The organism is Ramlibacter agri, assembly GCF_012927085.1.
GTDB classification, from domain to species: domain Bacteria; phylum Pseudomonadota; class Gammaproteobacteria; order Burkholderiales; family Burkholderiaceae_C; genus Ramlibacter; species Ramlibacter agri.
In genome coordinates, this window is sequence record NZ_JABBFX010000004.1 from 23,512 (window position 1) to 40,498 (window position 16,987).

A 16,987-nucleotide genomic window follows, 5' to 3' on the forward strand; every position below is an offset into this window, starting at 1 on the left:
ACGTCAGCAATACAACGAGGAGAGGAAGGCGTAGATGTTTCACCTGCATGTTCGCTACAGGAGCCGCGATAGTGGAGGTTCGTGTGATTCGGCAAGGCAGTACATCGCGCGGGAAGGACGCTTCGCGGGGCGGGGCGACAAGGTAAGGTGGGTGCAAAGCTTCCACATGCCCGAGTGGGTCCGCGGTGATTCAGCGCCGACATACTGGCGGGCTGCGGAGGGGCCGAACAGTCGGGTCAACGCGCGCACGGCAATTCTTCTGGAATTCGCAGTACCCAAGCCATTGGCTCGTGAAGATCAGGATGCCCTGGTTCGCGAGATGGCGGAGCATCTCTCGAAAATGGGTATAGAGAGTGAAGATGCTGGAGTCCGGCTGCCCGTGACGATGGCCTTTCACGAAGGCTACGGTCGAAATCCACATGCGCACGGCCTCGTGAGTCTTTCGCTCAACGACGGCATCGCGCGAAATGAGCAGACGTGGTTCCGGCGCTACTCAGCCGAGAACCCGGAAAAGGGCGGCGCCCGCCGTTCCGAGTACGTGACGAAGCGTCGCTGGCTGTACCGAGTGCGCGAGCTCTGGGCGCGCCTTGCAAATGCGGCGCTGATACGACGCGGTATGGAGCCTGCCCTGGATCATCGGTCTCATGCCGATCGCGGCCTTCGTACTGAGCCGCAAATCCATCTCGGTCCACGCATCGCAGAGATGTCGAGGAAGGGGGTGATCACCACACGCGGCAGCCGGAGTCGCGCGATCGAAGGAGCCAACGCACTCGCGCTCACCGTGGAAGCGCAGCTTCTCCGTAGGCGCCAGGAGGTGCGTCAGGCGGAACTCGAGGCGCAGGCCAGCCTGGATGCCGAGCGAAGATGGCGGTCAATGCAGCAAGTGGAGTGGATCGAACTTCTCCGAAACCATCCGTTGACTCGCGCGCCGGGCGAGCTCAAGGGACACGCGTCGGCAGTGGTGGTCGAGTCCGACAGATCCAATGCCGGCACCGTGGGCCAGGCGCTCAACACGTACTCAGACGTGAAGCTCTTTGCTGCCGCCCTGGGGCCGGATTGGGACGCCGTTGCCACCCCTGACGGATTTTGGGCGTTCAGGCCCGGGCAGGAGAGCGTGGTGTTGCTCGGCCGAGGATACGTCGCCACGGATGGTCAGGACGAGGGAAGCTTGCGAGCGTTGCTGAACTCCGTACCCATGCTCCGCATGAAGCAGCCACTGGTTGCAATCAAAGAAAACCTGAGAGATGCCGCAGAAGGACTTCTCAGGGCACTGGGTCTTGGCTGGCGCATCGCTCCAATTGATTCGCCAGCCCACAGGAAGAAGACGCGGCCTTCGGTGTGAGCGAGTCGCGCCGGGCAGCGTCGTGATTTGCCGATGCCCCTCGCCAAGTTGCGCGCGGCGCTTCAGACCCAAAAGAGAACATAAATAGTTTTACGTTCTTGCTCGAATTCCTTATCATGAGTCATGAAACGGATGAGTTGGCTTATATCTTGGGTCGGGCGAACTGATCACGAGGCAGCTGAGAGCGGTGCCGAGCAGGACATTGGCCCCATAGCGACGGCGCTAGCTGGCCCCAAGCGGTACGACCGGATTTACCTGCTCACCAACTACCCCTTCGAGCGAAGCAGGCGCTATTGTCATTGGCTGCAGAAGCGCTCTGGGTACGGCGATAGCAGTGTCGACCTCTTTCAGGTTGATCTGCCGAGCCCAATTGACTACGCCGCCATTTACTCCGAAGTTTCGAAGAACCTGAAAGAGGCCCGACTCCCTCGGGACGATATAGACCTCACGTTCCACTTGAGTCCGGGCACGCCCGCGATGGCGGCGATCTGGATCATCTTGGCGAAAACGCGCTTTCCCGCCACGCTGATTCAGACGTCTCGCGAGCGGGGGCTTGAGCCGGTGGACTTCTTCTTCGATCTGGCGAGCGACTTCCTGCCAGAGTTTCTCCAGCGCAGCGGCGATCGAATCGGGCGGCTCGCGACTGGGCTGACCGACACCGCTGCGGGCTTCGCCAAGATTCTCCATGCGAGCGACGTCATGCGACGTCATATAGCTCTGGCCCAACGAATAGCGGTGCACGAGGTTCCTGTGCTTGTCCTGGGCGAGACCGGGACCGGGAAGGAGCTGTTCGCCGAAGCCATCCACGCGACGAGCACCAGGTCTGACAAGCCGTTTCTCGCCGTAAATTGCGGAGCCATCGCGTCCGAGTTGGCGAACTCCGAACTGTTTGGGCACAAGAAGGGCGCCTTCACTGGTGCGACCGCAAATCGTGCTGGACACTTCCGCGAGGCCGATGGAGGAACGCTTTTTCTCGACGAAGTGGGCGACCTTCCACCCGATACCCAGGTGCGGCTTCTCCGAGTCCTGCAGTCCGGAGAAGTTACCCCCGTAGGGGCGTCTGCTCCCGTCAAAGTGAACACTCGGGTCATTGCCGCAACCCATCGGGACCTGCCTGCCGACGTGGCCGGCGGGCGCTTCCGGGAAGATCTTTTCCACCGATTGGCCGGCGGCATCTTGCGATTGCCGCCCCTCCGAGAGCGCGGCGAAGATGTGGCGCTGCTGATCGATGCCTTTTTGAAGCGCATCAACCAGGATGCCCATGGCCGACCCGAGGCCCAGGAGAAAACGATCTCTCCGCAGGCGAGGGCCCTGTTGCTTGCGCACCCGTGGCCTGGAAACGTCCGGGAGCTCTATCACACCCTGGTTAGGGCCTCGATCTGGTCAACGACACCCCAGATCCAGCCTTCCGATGTGAGTTCGGCCGTTCTGCAGCCGTTCAAGCCTGGCGCGACGCTGCTCGATCAGCCCTTGGTGCCAGGTTTCAGCTTGCAGGAGGTGCTCGACGAAGTGACGAGAACTTACCTCTCTCGAGCCCTAAATCAGGCGGGCGGACGAAAGTCGGTTGCGGCATCGCTGCTTGGTTTCGCCAACTACCAGACGCTCGACAACCGCATGCGGAAGGTGCAACTGATGCCCGACGGTCAGACTTCGGAGATCAAGTCAATAAAAAAATCAGATGAAAAATAAGAAAAGTTATCCATTCTACTGCGTTCGCGTCCGTAAGTCATTGATTTACAACGATTTGAATCGTGCTCGAAGGTGGAACAACTTTCGCAATACAGATGGCACACAGACTGGAGGCCATCATGTTTTACAGCGAAGACCTGACTTGGGATACGTCAATCCCGGACCTGACCAAGCACGCAAGCATTCGTATGCAGCAGCGAGGCATCCGGCGGGAGGACGTCGACGCTGCACTTGCGTACGGACGGAGGATCCACGCCAAGGGCCTAACGTTCTTTGTGATCGGGGAGAAGGAGGTTCGGCGCTACTTGGACAAGGGCATCGACCTCGCTCAGATGGTGGGCGTGCAGGTACTGGTGTCCCGTGAGGGCGCGGTCGTTACCACGTATCGCAGCCGCGATCTCCACGCAATCAGGGTGACGCCACGCGCACACCGCCGTGCCCGGACCAAGCGTCCGCACTGAATCAAGTCGAAGGAGACCGGAACATGGGCTGGGCAAGCATGAATGAAGACAACGAAAGCCGATTCTTCAACGCAACGATCATCAGGAACGAGGTAGACAAGAAGATGAACACACCCAAGAACAGCCCCGAGAAGGGCGGCGCCATCACCAAGCTCAAGGCATTCGCGGCCCCTCAGGCGCGCCCGCTGCCCGTGATCATCCTGGCGGACGTGAGTGGCAGCATGGCCGAGAACGGGAAGATCGAGGCACTCAACGTCGCGATCAAGCAGATGGTGACGAGCTTTGGCAAGGAGTCGCGCTTGCGCGCCGACATTCAGGTCGGACTGATCACCTTCGGTGGCCGTCAGGCTGACCTCCACCTTCCGTTGATCAGCGCTCATTCGGTCAGCGAAGTCGAGGCATTCACCGCGGTGGGGGCCACGCCCATGGGCGCGGCTTTCGAGCTCGCGAGGCAGTTGCTGGAAGACAAGGAGCGCGTGCCGGCGCGCGCGTACCGCCCGGTGCTGGTTCTCGTTTCGGACGGGGTGCCTACCGATGACTGGGAGAAGCCGCTGGCAGCGCTGAAGGGCAGCGAGCGTGCCCAGAAGGCCTCGCGATTTGCGATGGCGATCGGTGCCGATGCGGACCGGGAACTGCTGGCGCAATTCGCCGACGACGTCGAGGCGCCGGTGTTCGAGGCACACGAAGCAGATGACATCCGGCGCTTCTTCCGGGCAGTCACGATGAGTGTGGTGGCGCGCTCCTCCAGCCCTAGCCCGGACCAGCCGCTTACGCTCGATGTGAGCGAGATTCCTGCGGATGACCTCGACTTGGACGCCATCTGAATGTTGCGAGCGGCAGGTGCGAGCGTCGCCGGGCCCGGCCACTTGCGGCTGGGAGAGGACAGCCAAGACGCCTTGTCCTTGAAGGGCTGGCGGGGCGGATGGATCGCAGCCGTCGCCGACGGCTTGGGTTCGCGAGCCCAAAGCGCCCGAGGCGCACGCGCCGCAGTCGAGGCGGCGCAGGCCGTGGCACGGACCTGGAAGCGGTCGGGCGAATGGCGTGACCTGCCGGCACGCCAGGTCGCCACGGACATCTACCGCCGGTGGCTCCGGGCGCTCCCTTGGAGTGACAAGTCGATGGCGGCCACTACCTTGCTGCTCGCCGTATGCGACGCGCATGGCTACGCGCGCGTATGGCAGATGGGGGACGGCCTGGTGATCAGCTTGGTGAACGGTCGCGCCGAGGTCCTGACCCCGACGCGAAGCGGATTCGGCAACGAGACGCGCGCACTGGGCACGGACACGTCCTGGTCTGCATGGAACACGCAGGACGTCATTCTCGTTCGGCGTGGCGACGCGATCCTGCTGATGACCGATGGAATTTCCGACGACGTGCCTGGCGAACTGGTCGAAGGCTTCGCAATTGCAGTGCGGCGAGAGCTGCGTAAGCGGTCCCGGCGTGCCGGGCGCAAGTGGCTGCGCCGGGAGCTCACTCATTGGGCAACACCGGGGCACACGGATGACAAGACCCTGGCTGCCATTTTTTTGGATTGAGAAGAAACATGGGAAAAACCTCCGAGCCCGCGGGCAGCCCACCCCCGCGCAAACCGCGTGTAATGGATGACAAGGGAGGTGTGTACGAGCTGGGCAAGCGCATCGCCGAGGGCGGGCAAGGGATCGTGTGCCCCACGCAGGATCCACGCTTCCTCGTGAAGGTCAGCAGGCATCCAGCCGGCGATCCGCGAACGGAGGCATGGAGCCGGCAGATCGCCGCAGTCCAGCAAATGCCGATCGAGGAGAACGACCTGCCGATCGCGATGCCGGTGGCCTTGGTCACGAAACCGCGGCCGGGTTACGTCATGGAACTGATGGACGGACTCGTCCCGATGGAGGATGTGCTCCGGCAGGCGCACGAGCGTCTGCTTGCCGAAGACAGCCTGGCAGGTTTTCTCGCCACTGGCGGCCTCGCCCGCCGGCTTCGTCTGCTCGCCCGGCTCGGGCGCGTCCTGGCCCGGCTGCACGGGCTCGGTATCGCGCACGGGGACTTGTCTCCCAAGAACGTCTTCGTATCTCGTTCGGTCGAGCACGACCAAGTATGGCTGATTGACTGCGACAACCTAACGTATGCGGTGAGGAACAGCGATCTGCAGATCTACACGCCAGATTACGGCGCACCGGAGATCTTTCGCGGTGAGCTCGGCATCAGCACCTATACGGACATCTGGAGCTTCGCCGTCATGGCGTTCCAGACGCTGACCCTCCTGCACCCCTTCAAGAGCGGCGCCTTGGTCGATGCGGACAGCGAACTGGAGACGGCGGCCTTTCGCGGCGACATCCCCTGGGTTGACCACGACAGCGACGAGCGCAATCGCGCCGCCGCTGGGCTGCCGAGAGAGTTCGTGTGTACGCCGCAACTTGTCGGGCTTTTCCAGCGCTGCTTCCAGGACGGCCTGAGCGCACCCGAACGTCGGCCCGTCATGGCGGAATGGGCGCAGGCGCTGGAGGCTGCGGCAGCCTTGCAGGTCCAATGCGAGGAGGACGATGGTGGCTGCGGCAGCACCTTTCTATGGTCCGAAGCCATGGAGTGCCCGTTCTGCGGGCAGGTGGGGCGAGGAGCGAAATCGTCCGTACTCATGGATCACCTGGTTTTCGCGCCCAAGTCGTTCTTGGGCGAGGATGCAAAGCCGCAAGACCAGTGGACCGTCACCGGCCAGGCGCAGGTCGTTGGCGTTACGCCCGTATCGCTGCGTCTATCACCCCCAGGCACTGCCAGCTTTCCGGACAGCCGGGCGCTCGCCTCCGTCTGGATCCAAGGTGGTGCGCTGACGATTCAGGTCGTTAGTGGCGAGAACGTGACGCTGCAGACGTCGGGTGTGAAGCAACTCGAACCTCTGCACGGCCGTGTCCGACTGCCTGCGCGTGGCGCCCGCATGGCGCTGCACCTGGGGCGGCTTGACGCGCCGCACGGCGTTTGGCGTTTGACTTGGTGAGACCCGATGCAGTTGCATGAATCCCCGCTGCTGCAGCCGGAAGTGCTGGTTGCGCGTCCCGCCGAACCATCGTTCGACCCTCAAGCCTGGGCCGTCAACGAAGAGGTCGTCGTACGGGCCGAGCACGATGTCATCCTCGTTCGGCAGGGATCGCGCGTTGCGCGGCTCGCGCCAGGGCCGCAGTCCGGGCGACTGGAACAGCTGGCCTCTAATACCGACGTGCTCTGGCTGGTGGTGCGTGTGAAGGCCAACCAGATCGGGCTCAAGTGCATGGTGCCCGTCAGTGCGACCTCTTTCGAAAGGCTGGACTTGTCCGTGGACCAGCGCGTCGCGGACGAGTTGCACAGAAAGGGGCGCATCGATGTCCCCGGCGTAGCTGAAGCGATCGAATGGCTGAACGAGGAATTCGTGCAGGGGAGCGACCCGCAACGTGTGTTCGCCGTGGTTCACCCCCGGGGCGATGAGCGCAGGCTGCAGCTGCATGGCAGACGCTACCTGGCCGACCTTACACGGACAGCCGAGGGCCCCATCGTGGTGGATCGCGTGGCCGACCGGCCACGCAATTCCTTGGCTCCAATTGCCGTCCTTTCGGGGAAGATCGGTTTCGTCAATGTTGCGGATCCTCGTTCAGAGGTGCCGCACATTGACCGCACGCTGCTGGACAGCGCAGTCACCAGCTACGGCGCCTACCTGGATCTTTGGCGACTCTACAGCGAGAAGGAGTGGCAGCGGGATGTGGCGCGGGCAGCCGCGATTGGCGCGGTGCGCTATGACTCGTGGCGGCCGATCAGCGAGGAGGGAGGGGGCTGGATGTTGGCGATCGACGCCAGGCAGTTAGCGGACCTCAGGGATGCCTGGCGCGACCACGCGACGGACGACGACCAGGTCGAGCTGGACGAAAGTGCGCCGGAATGGACTTCGGAGCGCTATACCGACCTGAGTGCGGTGGATAAGCGTAAACGCGCGCGCGGACGACCCCAGTTCACACCCGATGGGATCCTTCTCAAGACCGACGACCGACTTGCGCCGCCTGAATCGGGTTTCGTCTATCTCTCACTCACCGGCAATCGCACGCAGCAGGAGCGACGGGACCGTGCGCGCCGCTCGATTGAAGCGGGTCTGGGGGTGCCGACTCTGAACCGGCTGTTGCAGGACCTGCCGCTGCCTTGGCAACGCCGGTCGACCCACGAAGGCCTGACGTCCTATGCGAGGCAAAGTTTCAGGGAGGGAAAACCCACGGAGATGCAGGAACGTGCGGTGAAGGTCGCACTGAATACGCCCGACGTGGCGCTGATCATCGGTCCGCCGGGAACGGGCAAAACGGAGGTGATTGCGGCTCTCGAGCGACAGCTGGCTGAACTCAACGAGGGTCGTGCGATCGCGCAGCAAGTGCTGATTTCGAGCTTTCAGCACGACGCCGTCGAAACGGCGCTGGGGCGAACCGAGGTGTACGGACTGCCGGCGGTCAAGGTGGGTTCCAGGTCCCAGAGCGGTATCGATCCGGTCGAAACCTGGCGCTTGGCACAGCATGCGAAGGTGGCATCGGAACTGGAGTGCCTCGAGGAGCAGGAGCCCGCGGCGAAACTCCTGGAGCAACTCGATCGGATGCTCAATGAATTGTTGGTCGCGGGCGCTCCTGCGGATGTCCGGGGTGCAAAGTTCGATCTGCTGGAGCAGATACTGGACCAGCTTGCAACTGCGGCGCGGATCCGCACATCGCTCGACTGGCGCAGCAGGTGGGATGCCTACCGCGAGGCGACGCCAAGCATTCCTTCGTCGAGCGGCCAGCTGTCGGCCGTCACACGAAGGCAGCTGACCCGCGCGGTTCGATCCCTGCGTGTGCTGCCTGTCTCCTTCGAGGACGACGGACCGCGACGCGCATTGCTGGTCCTGCGTCTTGCACAGGGCTCCGCATGGTGTGCGCCTTCGCATGCAGAAGTTCTCGCGAAGCTGGCAGAGGTAACGGCACCATCTGTGGAGCAACTGGATGAGTTGCGCGGTATACGCGACGCGCTGTTGCGCCTCCTGCGGGTGGATCGCCGGCCGGCGAAGGTCCGCAAGACGCTGGACGAGGAGGCGGTCAAGCTGCTGGGCGAACTACAGCAGGAACTGGCCGCCAAGGTGGCGAAGTCGCGCGCCGGCGCCTACGGAGTAGTACGGCGCTTCGCGGACGCCCTCGTGTCGCAGCCAGCGTGGGTGCGGCGGGCGGTGGAGAACTACAGCAGCATCGTGGGCGCCACCTGCCAGCAGTCGGCCAGTCGCATGATGACGCAGCTGAAGAACCTCTCGCCGGATGCTGCGCAGGCGATTCAGTTCCAGAGCGTGATCATCGACGAGGCTGCACGGGCCAATCCCCTCGACCTGTTCATTCCCATGGCCATGGCCCGCCGCCGGATTGTTCTCGTCGGCGATCACCGGCAGTTACCACACCTCTTGGACCCTGAGATCGAGGGAGACATCCGCGCCGAACGAGGCGACCAGGTGCAGGCCGATACCTACCGGCACAGCCTCTTCGAGCGGCTGTGGCGGCAGTTCACCAAGCGTCAGGAGGTCGACGGCATCCCGCGCGTTGTGATGCTGGACAAGCAGTTTCGGATGCACCCGACGCTCGGTGATTTTGTCAGCAAGAATTTTTACGAGGCGGCCGGGCTGGGCAAGGTGTCATCGGGCAAGGAAGCCTCCGACTTCCCAGAGACTGTTCCCATCTACGGTCGCGCAGTGTGTGCTTGGGTGGACGTGGCCGCTCACGAAGGTGCGGATACGAGGGTGGACGGCGGCAGTCGGCTTCGGTCTGCCGAGGCGGCTCGGACCGCACAGGAAGTCAAGCGCATGCTGGAGCAGCTCCCGCCCAATCAAAGCATCGGCGTGATCACCTTCTACTCGGCACAGCGAGACCGCATTTTTGAGGAACTGGCCCGGCTCGGGCTTGCCGAGAGGACGCAAGAGGGCTGGCGCATCAAGGATGAACATGCGTCGAACCCGCAATGTCGCGAGCGTCTGCGTGTCGGAACGGTCGACGCCTTCCAGGGCAAGCAGTTCGACGTGGTCTTCCTGTCCGTCGTCAGAAGCAGCACCAAAAGGCTTGAATGTCGTGCGGAGCAGGAGAGTGTGGATGCCTTCGAGCAGCTCGCCAGCCGGAAATATGGCCACTTGCGCAGCGCCAACCGTCTGAACGTGGCCATGAGCCGGCAACGGCGCCTCCTCATCGCCGTTGGCGACAAGAACATGTTCATGGATGCTGCGGCAAAGGAGGCGGTACCGGAACTGTGCGCATTCCTGGACCTTTGCGATGCGGAGGCCGCCCATGTCGGCTGAACGCTATCTTCGCTGGGACCACAGGGGGCCTCGGAGTCGGCAACAGTCGCTGCTTTGGCCTGTGGAGGTCTGGACGATCCTGGCGCCCGATGCGACTCGACGCCTGAACGTATTCCAGGAAGCCATCCTCGGGCTGCTGCAAACTGGGATCCGCGATCGCCAGCAGCTGGCGAAGCTGCTGGGGCTGGAGGAGAGCCTCATCACCTTCGTTCTTGCTCACGAGATCATGCCTGCTGGCTGGGTCGACGGGCAGTTCCGGCTAACGCCCGCCGGAGAGGATCTCCTGTCCGGCGGCATCGATACCCAAGGCGCGCCGTCGCTGCAGTACGCCTATCGGGATAGCGTGTTCGGACGCTGGCTGCCCCGTGTTAGCCGCGATCTGCCCGACGTCTATCCGCTTGAGATGGGCGCGCAAAGGTTCCCAGCATTCCGCGACAGCCGGGAGGGCGGCGGAGAGGTTCGACCCTTTTTGCTCCCGCGCCGGCAGGACGTCTCCACGCCCGCCAAGGCGGACATCCTGAAGGCGTGGCGCGCCGGCTTGCGGGATGCACTGCGGGCTGATGGCGACGAGGAGGGCGTTCCGGAGATCCGCAGCGACGACATCGAGATCCTCGGGAACGAGCCCACGCTGGCCTACGTGTGGTGCGAGGTCATCCACGTCCCCGGCGACCTTCACCCGTGGCTGGTGACGGATCCCTGGCGCATCACGCCGGTCGCCAGATGGCTGCGAGAACCGTTGCAGGCGAGCCTGGACTCGATGCCGACGCTGGAGCGCCGCATTTCCGCCGTGCTCCCTGCGGCAGATGCTTCAGTGCTGTCCGCCGATGCGCTGAGCAGGCAAATTGAGCGAGATGTGGAAATGCGTCTCTCCCGTTGGCCCGCACTGGACGTGCCCGGCCTGTCGGAGTTGAAGCACCACGTGGGGAGGGTGATGCGACAGAAGGCCAGGACGGAGACGCTGGAGAAGGCCACGCAGGAAGAACTAGCCAGCCTGGTGCAGGAGTGTGGGTCCCTTCTGGAAGCGCTGGTGCAGTGGATGCTGGAGAACTGGCCGGTCGGTGAAATCGTCTGGCCGCGCGATGGCCAGAACCGAGGTGCCGCGGAAGCCATGCTCGATGCCGTCCCCCTTCGCGCTCCGCTGCCTGAGCGCAGCAGGGGCATGCTGGCCGGCCAGAACTTTCGGGACGTTCGCCTTGCCGCGAGATCCCGCGATCGACCCTTCAAGGCATTGCTGTTCGCCGCGCTGCTTTCGACGCACGCCCACCCAGATCACCCGTTGCGCGAGCTTGACGACGCGCAAGTGCAATGGGAACGGCTCCTGGACTTGATCGGTATGCGCAACAAGGGCGCACATGCGAGCGGCAGACGTCTGCAGCGGGGGGACGCTCTCTCTGAAGCTGGCTTCGCGATTGGCTGGTTCGAGAATTTTTCCAAGTATTTTTGAAGAGGTCCAAAGAAAATGGGCAAGAAGGCCAAGAACAATCAAGTGGGACGTCCCGCGATCCCGCAACCCGTCACCACGGCGTCGCCCGCACCTTCGGCGCTCGTGCGGCTGATGGCTTCGGTCTCGCAAATTGCGCCCCTGGTCGGGGAGTCCGTTCCGGGGTGGTCGGAAGACACGGTCAAGGGATTCGTCACCAAGCTGCCGGAGGGCGATCGGAGCCCGTTCCTGACGTTTGTCGACGACTTCGCGCGCTTGGGCGCCAGAGCACGGGAGGTCCATGACGAGGTCAAGGCAAAGGAGACATCCCTGGAGGATGGGCGCGCAGCACTACAGGCAGACCGTGAGGGACTGGTGGTCGAAAGGGCGTCGATGGACGAGGCGCGCTCCCGGTTCGATGCCGATGCCTTGAAGCTGGCAACTGAACGCGATGAGGTCTCCAGGCTTCGCAATGAGCTCGTCGGGGCCAAGCAGGAACTCGCTCTGAGGGAGGCTGAAGTGCGGGGTGGCCTCGTGCTCGAGCGCGAGGCGTCGCTAAAGGTCCTGCAGGAGCAGATCCTCGCCCTCGAACGGCAGCGAGATCAACTTCCGTCCGAAGTTTCCCGGCGCCGGCAGGAACTCCTGGAGGAAGCCCGGCGTGAGGCAGCCCACGTGCTGGAAGCGGCACAGGAGCAGGCTGCTTCCCTCGAGCAGAAGGAAACTGAACTGGCGCTACAGGACGTCGGCCTTAAAAGGCGCGAGAACAAGATCCGAGTCGAAGAGGAGGTCCTTCGCACCCGTCAGAGAAACCTCCAGGAAGACGCCCGACAGCATGCCAAGGACCTCCTAGAGGAGAAGGAGACGGAGATCGCCCGGCACGTGCGGGAGATCGAGCGGCTGCGCAAGGTGGTAAGCGGGCAGCAGTCCGAACTCGATGAACTTGACGCACTTCGGCAGGTGACCGGGGACGATCCTGAGAAACTTCTACATGACGTGGAGTCACTGCGTGCGCACAACAAGGAACTGGATCGCAAACTGCAGGAGATGCGCTCCAGCCAGTCCGAGGGTGACGCCAAGGAACTCCGGGAACAGCGCGATGCGTTGCAGCGAAGTCTTGATGCGGCGAAGGGCGAGCTGTTTGGCCTGCGACAGCAGGAGGAACAGTGGAAGCTCAGCGTGATGGAAAGGGAGAACGCCGAGACGATGCGCGTGGTGCTCGAAAAACACAAGGCGCTGCTGGGTAGCGCGGTGCAGGAGCTTCGAGCGCAGGTGGATGACCTCATAGACCAGGGCAAGGAGGCAACCGCCTTCCCCGAGCTCACGCGCATGGACAAGGAGCTCGCGCTGCGGATTCCCACGGTACCTGCGCCGGCCCTGTCGGCCTTGGTTGGCGACCTGCAGGCCCGCATCGCGCACGCAGAGGAGGGGAAACAGTTGCATTTTTCCAAGGAGGTCCTGCAGCTGTTCGTGGGCGGCCTGGCGATGAGCCGACTGCACATTTTCCAGGGCATCAGCGGGACCGGCAAGACCAGCTTGGCAACGGCGTTCTGCGCAGCCATCGGCGCCACTTGCACGGTGGTACCCGTTCAGGCGGGATGGCGCGACCGGGCCGATCTGATCGGGCACTACAACGCCTTCGAGAAGCGGTACTACGAAAAGGACACGTTGCAGGCGCTGTACCGCGCGCAGACCGAAGCACAGGGCGACATGCTGCACGTCGTCCTTCTGGACGAGATGAATCTGTCGCGGCCCGAGCAATACTTCGCGGAGTTCCTGTCGGCGATGGAGGTCTCACAGGCCAAGCGGCTCATCACGCTCATGGAGTCGCGCCCTGCGAGCGGTGCGCCCGCGCTGCTGGTGGATGGACGCCAAATCCGCTTGCCCGCTAACCTGTGGTTCATCGGCACGGCTAATCATGACGAAACCACCAACGCGTTCGCGGACAAAACCCATGACCGTGCCTTCGTGCTTGAACTACCCAAGCATGGCCCGTCCGCTGAAAGGATCGCACGACCGTCTGACCGTGTGACCTGGTCATTCGACAGCCTGATGCACCTGTTCGATGAAGCCCGCAGGAAGCATGCGACGCACGTGAAAAAACTGCTCTCCGCGCTCGATTCCTGCCGCCTCACGAAGATCCTGAACGATAGCTTCGGTCTGGGCTGGGGCAACCGCTTGGAGCAACAGATGGTCCGCTTCATGCCTGTGGTGCTGGAGTGCGGGGGCACCGAGGCTCTGGCCCTCGACCATATGCTGGCGACCCGCATGTTCCGCGACGGAAAGGTCACCGGCCGGCACGACAAGCGCGCCGACGACCTGCGCGTTGTGGAAGACGCGCTGAACGCGTTCTGGAGAGATGCCAAGCTCGGGGATACGCCGACGTCCTGCCTCACGGCGATCGAAGCCGACATCCAGCGGTTGGAGCGCGGCGGATGAAGGTCTGGGATCGCCATGCGGGTCAGGAGGTTGAGCTGCCGGCGACGGTGGAGCCCGGACGATTCCAGTTGCTGGCGCCGTGCGTTCTCAATGGGCACGCGTCCCTCGACAAGGGCGACATCCTCTGGGGGGATGGCAATGTGCGCTGCGTCCTATCCACCGACGGCGCAGACCGAAACTTCGCACTTCCGGTGGCGGGGTCCGCGGGAGATTCGCCCAACCCGCTGATCGACGAAGCTGTCGGTGCGGTGACAGATGGGATCCTGGACGGCGAGCTGCCATCGCCCATCATGCCCGCGCAACTCGAGAAGCACGTGGACCTGCTGGACATCGAGAGGCTTCTTTCCGAACTCCTCGATGCCGGGCATCTGCAGGCGATCTCGCAGCGGCCAAGACTCGACATGCGCTATGACGCGGAGGTGCTGCCGGTCTCCCGCGCCAGAAGGCTGGCGCAGGACGCGCTGACAACGCTGGCGTCCAACTCGAGAGACTGGAGCCGCCGCCGCATCACGGGGATCGTGCCTGCGCGACTGAAGGCCTTGGTCAGCGAGGACGAGCACGCCATCTACGAGAACGTGGTTTTCGCGCGGCTGATCGACCGTGTCTTGGCGCACCTCCGTGCCCGAATCCACGAGGTGCTGCAACTGCTGGAAAAGCACGAGCTAGCAAAGCAGCTCTCGGATGCGCAGCATCTGGATCACCGGCTGCGCCAGGAGATCTGCGCGCTGTGGGGCCAGTCCTTTGCCGACAACCCGGAAGCAGGTGCGCGAGCGAAGGAAACCCATGAAGTGCTGACGAGCCTGTACGGCAAGGTTAGGCAGCTGGAGCATCGTGGGCTGTATCCGCATGTCCCTCGCAACATGAATGTTCCCATTGCCCTACGGAACACGAACATCCTCCAGCACGATCCTCACTACCGGCACCTGCGTCCACTCTGGTTGCTGGTGAACTCCGGCGCCGCCAGGGAAGTGCAGACACCGCAGCAGAAGTTCGAGACGGCCAAGGCGCGGGGTGCAAGGTACGCGGCATTCATCGAGCTGTTGGTGCGGAAGGCGTTGGATGCCAGCGCCCTGCTTGCCTGGGACGACGTGGGCCGGTCGGCGGCCTTCGGCCCCTGGGAACTGCGGCTGCGATTGGAGCAGGGCGCTTGCAGCCTGGAGCTTCTCGACGATCAGGGTGCTCGTGCTGACCGGTTGACGATGGTGGCTGGCTGGCGGGGTCGGTTACCTTGGCAGCAGCAGCGCGAAGACTACTACGTGTTCTTTTGCCACGATAGCGAGTCAATGGATGACGAGCTTGGCGAAAACAGCGTTCTCCATCCATTGCAGTTCTACGCGGTGGAGAGGGTGCGGCTAGCCATCGAGAAATGGCTGCTCAAGCAGGTGCTGAGGTGCTATCCCTTCGCGGTTGCGCCAATTCCGGGAGACCTTCAGGGCGCCATCATTGCCGCGGCGGAGGCGAAGGTGCAGAAGGCGGGTCATGGGGTCAAGCTTGTGGGACTGCTAACGCCCAGGATTGAGGCCGATGTGGAGGGCATCGTGCAACGAAGTTCCGCCAACGGACCTACCAAGAGCGGGCTCCTTTCGTCACTCAAGCTGGTGCGCATCATTGGGTTGTGCCGCGTTTGCGGGCACCGTCTCCACCCTTCGTCATTTCACGGCTCGGATAGTGGCTTCAAGGCCCACTGCGGGCAGTGCGGCGCGACCTGGACGCTGGCGGTGGTCGATGGTAGGGCTCGGGTTGAGTACCGAATCGGGAAGGTGGAACGTCCGTTCTCTGAGGTGGGGTGCAGAGAAATGACGCTGGCTTGGTTGGTCCGAGGGGCGCGCATTGACGCCCCCTCCGGCTAGACGACGGCACTCCATGCGTGGGCGACGCCCAAGCGCATTTGGCGCGAACCGGCCGCGCCCTGTGTCCCCATCATTGTCGGGCCTAAGCTATTCGGGATTTTTTGGGGGGGACGGGGCCTTGGACTGACGCCTTTGCCGTCGCGTCATCATGGCGAACTGCTCACGCATCAGCGCATTCTCCGCTGCAAGCTTGATATTCGTCCTCGCATGTTGAGCACACTCGGCACGGGCGTTCTCAAGGTCCGAAATGAGCTGTTCGGTTTCGCGGTTGGCGCTTGCCGCCTCAAGGCGAGCCAGCAACCCAGCGCAGCGCATCCGTTCTGCCTCCAGGGCTGCATGAAGGCGCTGCACGTCGGCTTCCATTGCGCGAATCTGCTCGAGCGCCCGTTCAACGACGAGATCGCGCGCTTCGAGTTCAACACGGAACTCATTCCGGGCCGCAGCAATCCTGGGCTCCAGCTTGCACATAGCCTCGGACCAGATGGCGCTTGCGAGCGCTCGCGCACGCACCTCCAGGCCTTCCGGCATCGGCTCGATGCCGGGCTTTCCCTTCAGTCGCCACGCTTCGAGAAGGGGCCCAACAGTGCTCTTGCTGCCGCCACCGATCTTGGCGATGACGGCGTCGATGGTCAATGCCTGGCCGCTACCGTGCAGTTCGTCGGCTGCGTCAAAAACACTTTTCGGTGTGGCGATTGCGGAGGTCATAGAGACTGGTCCAGGATATGAGGGGTAGTTGGCGGGCCGCACTTCACTGGCACTTGTGGACGCGACGCGTCCTGGCCCGCAGTTCTTCGCGAGCAATCCAATCAATGAGGTCGCGTCTGACATGGACGCCGCCCTGACCTCCGGCAAGGTGCAGCGGCTGCGGATACTGGTCGCGTTTGTGCTTGTTACCGCGCCGATTGATCAGCGTCTTTTGACTGATGCCCAAGACCTGCGCAAGCCACTTGTCCGGCACGTACGGTCCCGGCGGCACCTCCTGCTCAAGGCGAGAGACGATCTGCGCAAGGAGATCCTTGCTTCCCAAGTCCGGCGGGCTGGCCGGAGCGAGGGCAGAAGGTTCCGTAGCGAGTTGGCTGGCGATTTGGTCAAACATCTGGTGCGCTCTTCAGCACGAACACAACGTGACTATGCAGATGAAACTCACGCTGTGCCGGATGGGTGGCATCGTAAGGAGCGAAAAGTTCTGGCGACCCATTTCGTCCTGCGTTGCGCTCCACACCCTTTAAGAATCACCTCTCTTTTGTGCTAGGAAGGTTTGGTGTCCAAGCCGCCGTCGATGCGAGGCAGTCCATTGCGTTGTTTCGACGACAGGTTGATGGTGAATTCAGAGGTCAGGCGCGTTGGCCAAGGCCGAATCAACGCGGCCCTCGTCAGAGCAAAGATCGCCGACCAGTGCACGACTCAGCCAGCAGCGCAGGTCTTCAAGTGGTCGACCTCCTCGCGTCGGAGGTTCGTCGCGTTTTACGTGGAAACTTCGACCGGCCGGATGCGATACAGGCA

Annotated in this window: 12 protein-coding genes; 10 read left to right on the forward strand and 2 right to left on the reverse strand. The window is 63.1% G+C overall.

Going from position 1 to position 16,987, the window contains the following annotated elements; genetic code table 11:
- The first annotated feature begins 34 nt into the window (after nt 1-34).
- The 10 genes from HHL11_RS30030 to HHL11_RS30075 all read left to right on the forward strand — a co-directional run bounded on the left by HHL11_RS30030 (nt 35) and on the right by HHL11_RS30075 (nt 15,484).
- Nucleotides 35-1,342: a MobA/MobL family protein gene (locus HHL11_RS30030; RefSeq protein ID WP_169422343.1), complete on the forward strand. Its 1,308-nt coding sequence runs from the start codon at nt 35-37 to the stop codon at nt 1,340-1,342.
- A 123-nt stretch (nt 1,343-1,465) separates the two neighbouring features.
- The gene (locus tag HHL11_RS30035; RefSeq protein WP_169422344.1) at nt 1,466-3,031 is read left to right on the forward strand and encodes a sigma-54 interaction domain-containing protein; all 1,566 of its coding nucleotides are present in this window, start codon (nt 1,466-1,468) and stop codon (nt 3,029-3,031) included.
- 119 nt (nt 3,032-3,150) lie between these two features.
- The gene (locus HHL11_RS30040; RefSeq protein WP_169422345.1) at nt 3,151-3,492 is read left to right on the forward strand and encodes a DUF4258 domain-containing protein; all 342 of its coding nucleotides are present in this window, start codon (nt 3,151-3,153) and stop codon (nt 3,490-3,492) included.
- 23 nt (nt 3,493-3,515) lie between these two features.
- The gene (locus HHL11_RS30045; RefSeq protein WP_240980504.1) at nt 3,516-4,316 is read left to right on the forward strand and encodes a vWA domain-containing protein; all 801 of its coding nucleotides are present in this window, start codon (nt 3,516-3,518) and stop codon (nt 4,314-4,316) included.
- The gene (locus tag HHL11_RS30050) at nt 4,317-5,027 is read left to right on the forward strand and encodes a protein phosphatase 2C domain-containing protein (protein WP_169422346.1); all 711 of its coding nucleotides are present in this window, start codon (nt 4,317-4,319) and stop codon (nt 5,025-5,027) included. It begins immediately after the preceding gene.
- A 62-nt stretch (nt 5,028-5,089) separates the two neighbouring features.
- Nucleotides 5,090-6,463 carry a protein kinase domain-containing protein gene (locus tag HHL11_RS30055; RefSeq protein ID WP_240980506.1) on the forward strand — a complete coding sequence of 458 codons (1,374 nt, stop codon included), beginning with the start codon at nt 5,090-5,092 and terminating at the stop codon, nt 6,461-6,463.
- A gap of 6 nt (nt 6,464-6,469) precedes the next feature.
- Nucleotides 6,470-9,778 (forward strand): DEAD/DEAH box helicase, encoded by a 3,309-nt coding sequence (locus HHL11_RS30060; protein WP_169422348.1) that lies wholly within the window; start codon nt 6,470-6,472, stop codon nt 9,776-9,778.
- Nucleotides 9,768-11,222 carry a hypothetical protein gene (locus tag HHL11_RS30065; protein WP_169422349.1) on the forward strand — a complete coding sequence of 485 codons (1,455 nt, stop codon included), beginning with the start codon at nt 9,768-9,770 and terminating at the stop codon, nt 11,220-11,222. The genes HHL11_RS30060 and HHL11_RS30065 overlap by 11 nt, the downstream gene beginning before the upstream one ends.
- 15 nt (nt 11,223-11,237) lie before the next feature.
- Nucleotides 11,238-13,634 carry an AAA family ATPase gene (locus HHL11_RS30070; RefSeq protein ID WP_240980507.1) on the forward strand — a complete coding sequence of 799 codons (2,397 nt, stop codon included), beginning with the start codon at nt 11,238-11,240 and terminating at the stop codon, nt 13,632-13,634.
- Entirely contained in the window at nt 13,631-15,484 is a 1,854-nt protein-coding gene (locus HHL11_RS30075) for a hypothetical protein (protein WP_169422350.1), read from the forward strand. Before HHL11_RS30070 ends, HHL11_RS30075 begins: the two co-directional genes overlap by 4 nt.
- Before the next feature lie 87 nt (nt 15,485-15,571).
- On the opposite strand, the gene HHL11_RS30080 is transcribed toward HHL11_RS30075, so the two are convergent.
- On the reverse strand, nt 15,572-16,189 hold the full coding sequence (locus HHL11_RS30080) for a DNA-binding protein (RefSeq protein WP_169422351.1): 618 nt from the start codon (nt 16,187-16,189) through the stop codon (nt 15,572-15,574).
- Between the two features lie 43 nt (nt 16,190-16,232).
- A complete protein-coding gene (locus tag HHL11_RS30085; protein WP_169422352.1) occupies nt 16,233-16,580 on the reverse strand; it encodes a hypothetical protein in 348 nt (115 codons plus the stop codon).
- Nucleotides 16,581-16,987 lie beyond the last annotated feature (407 nt).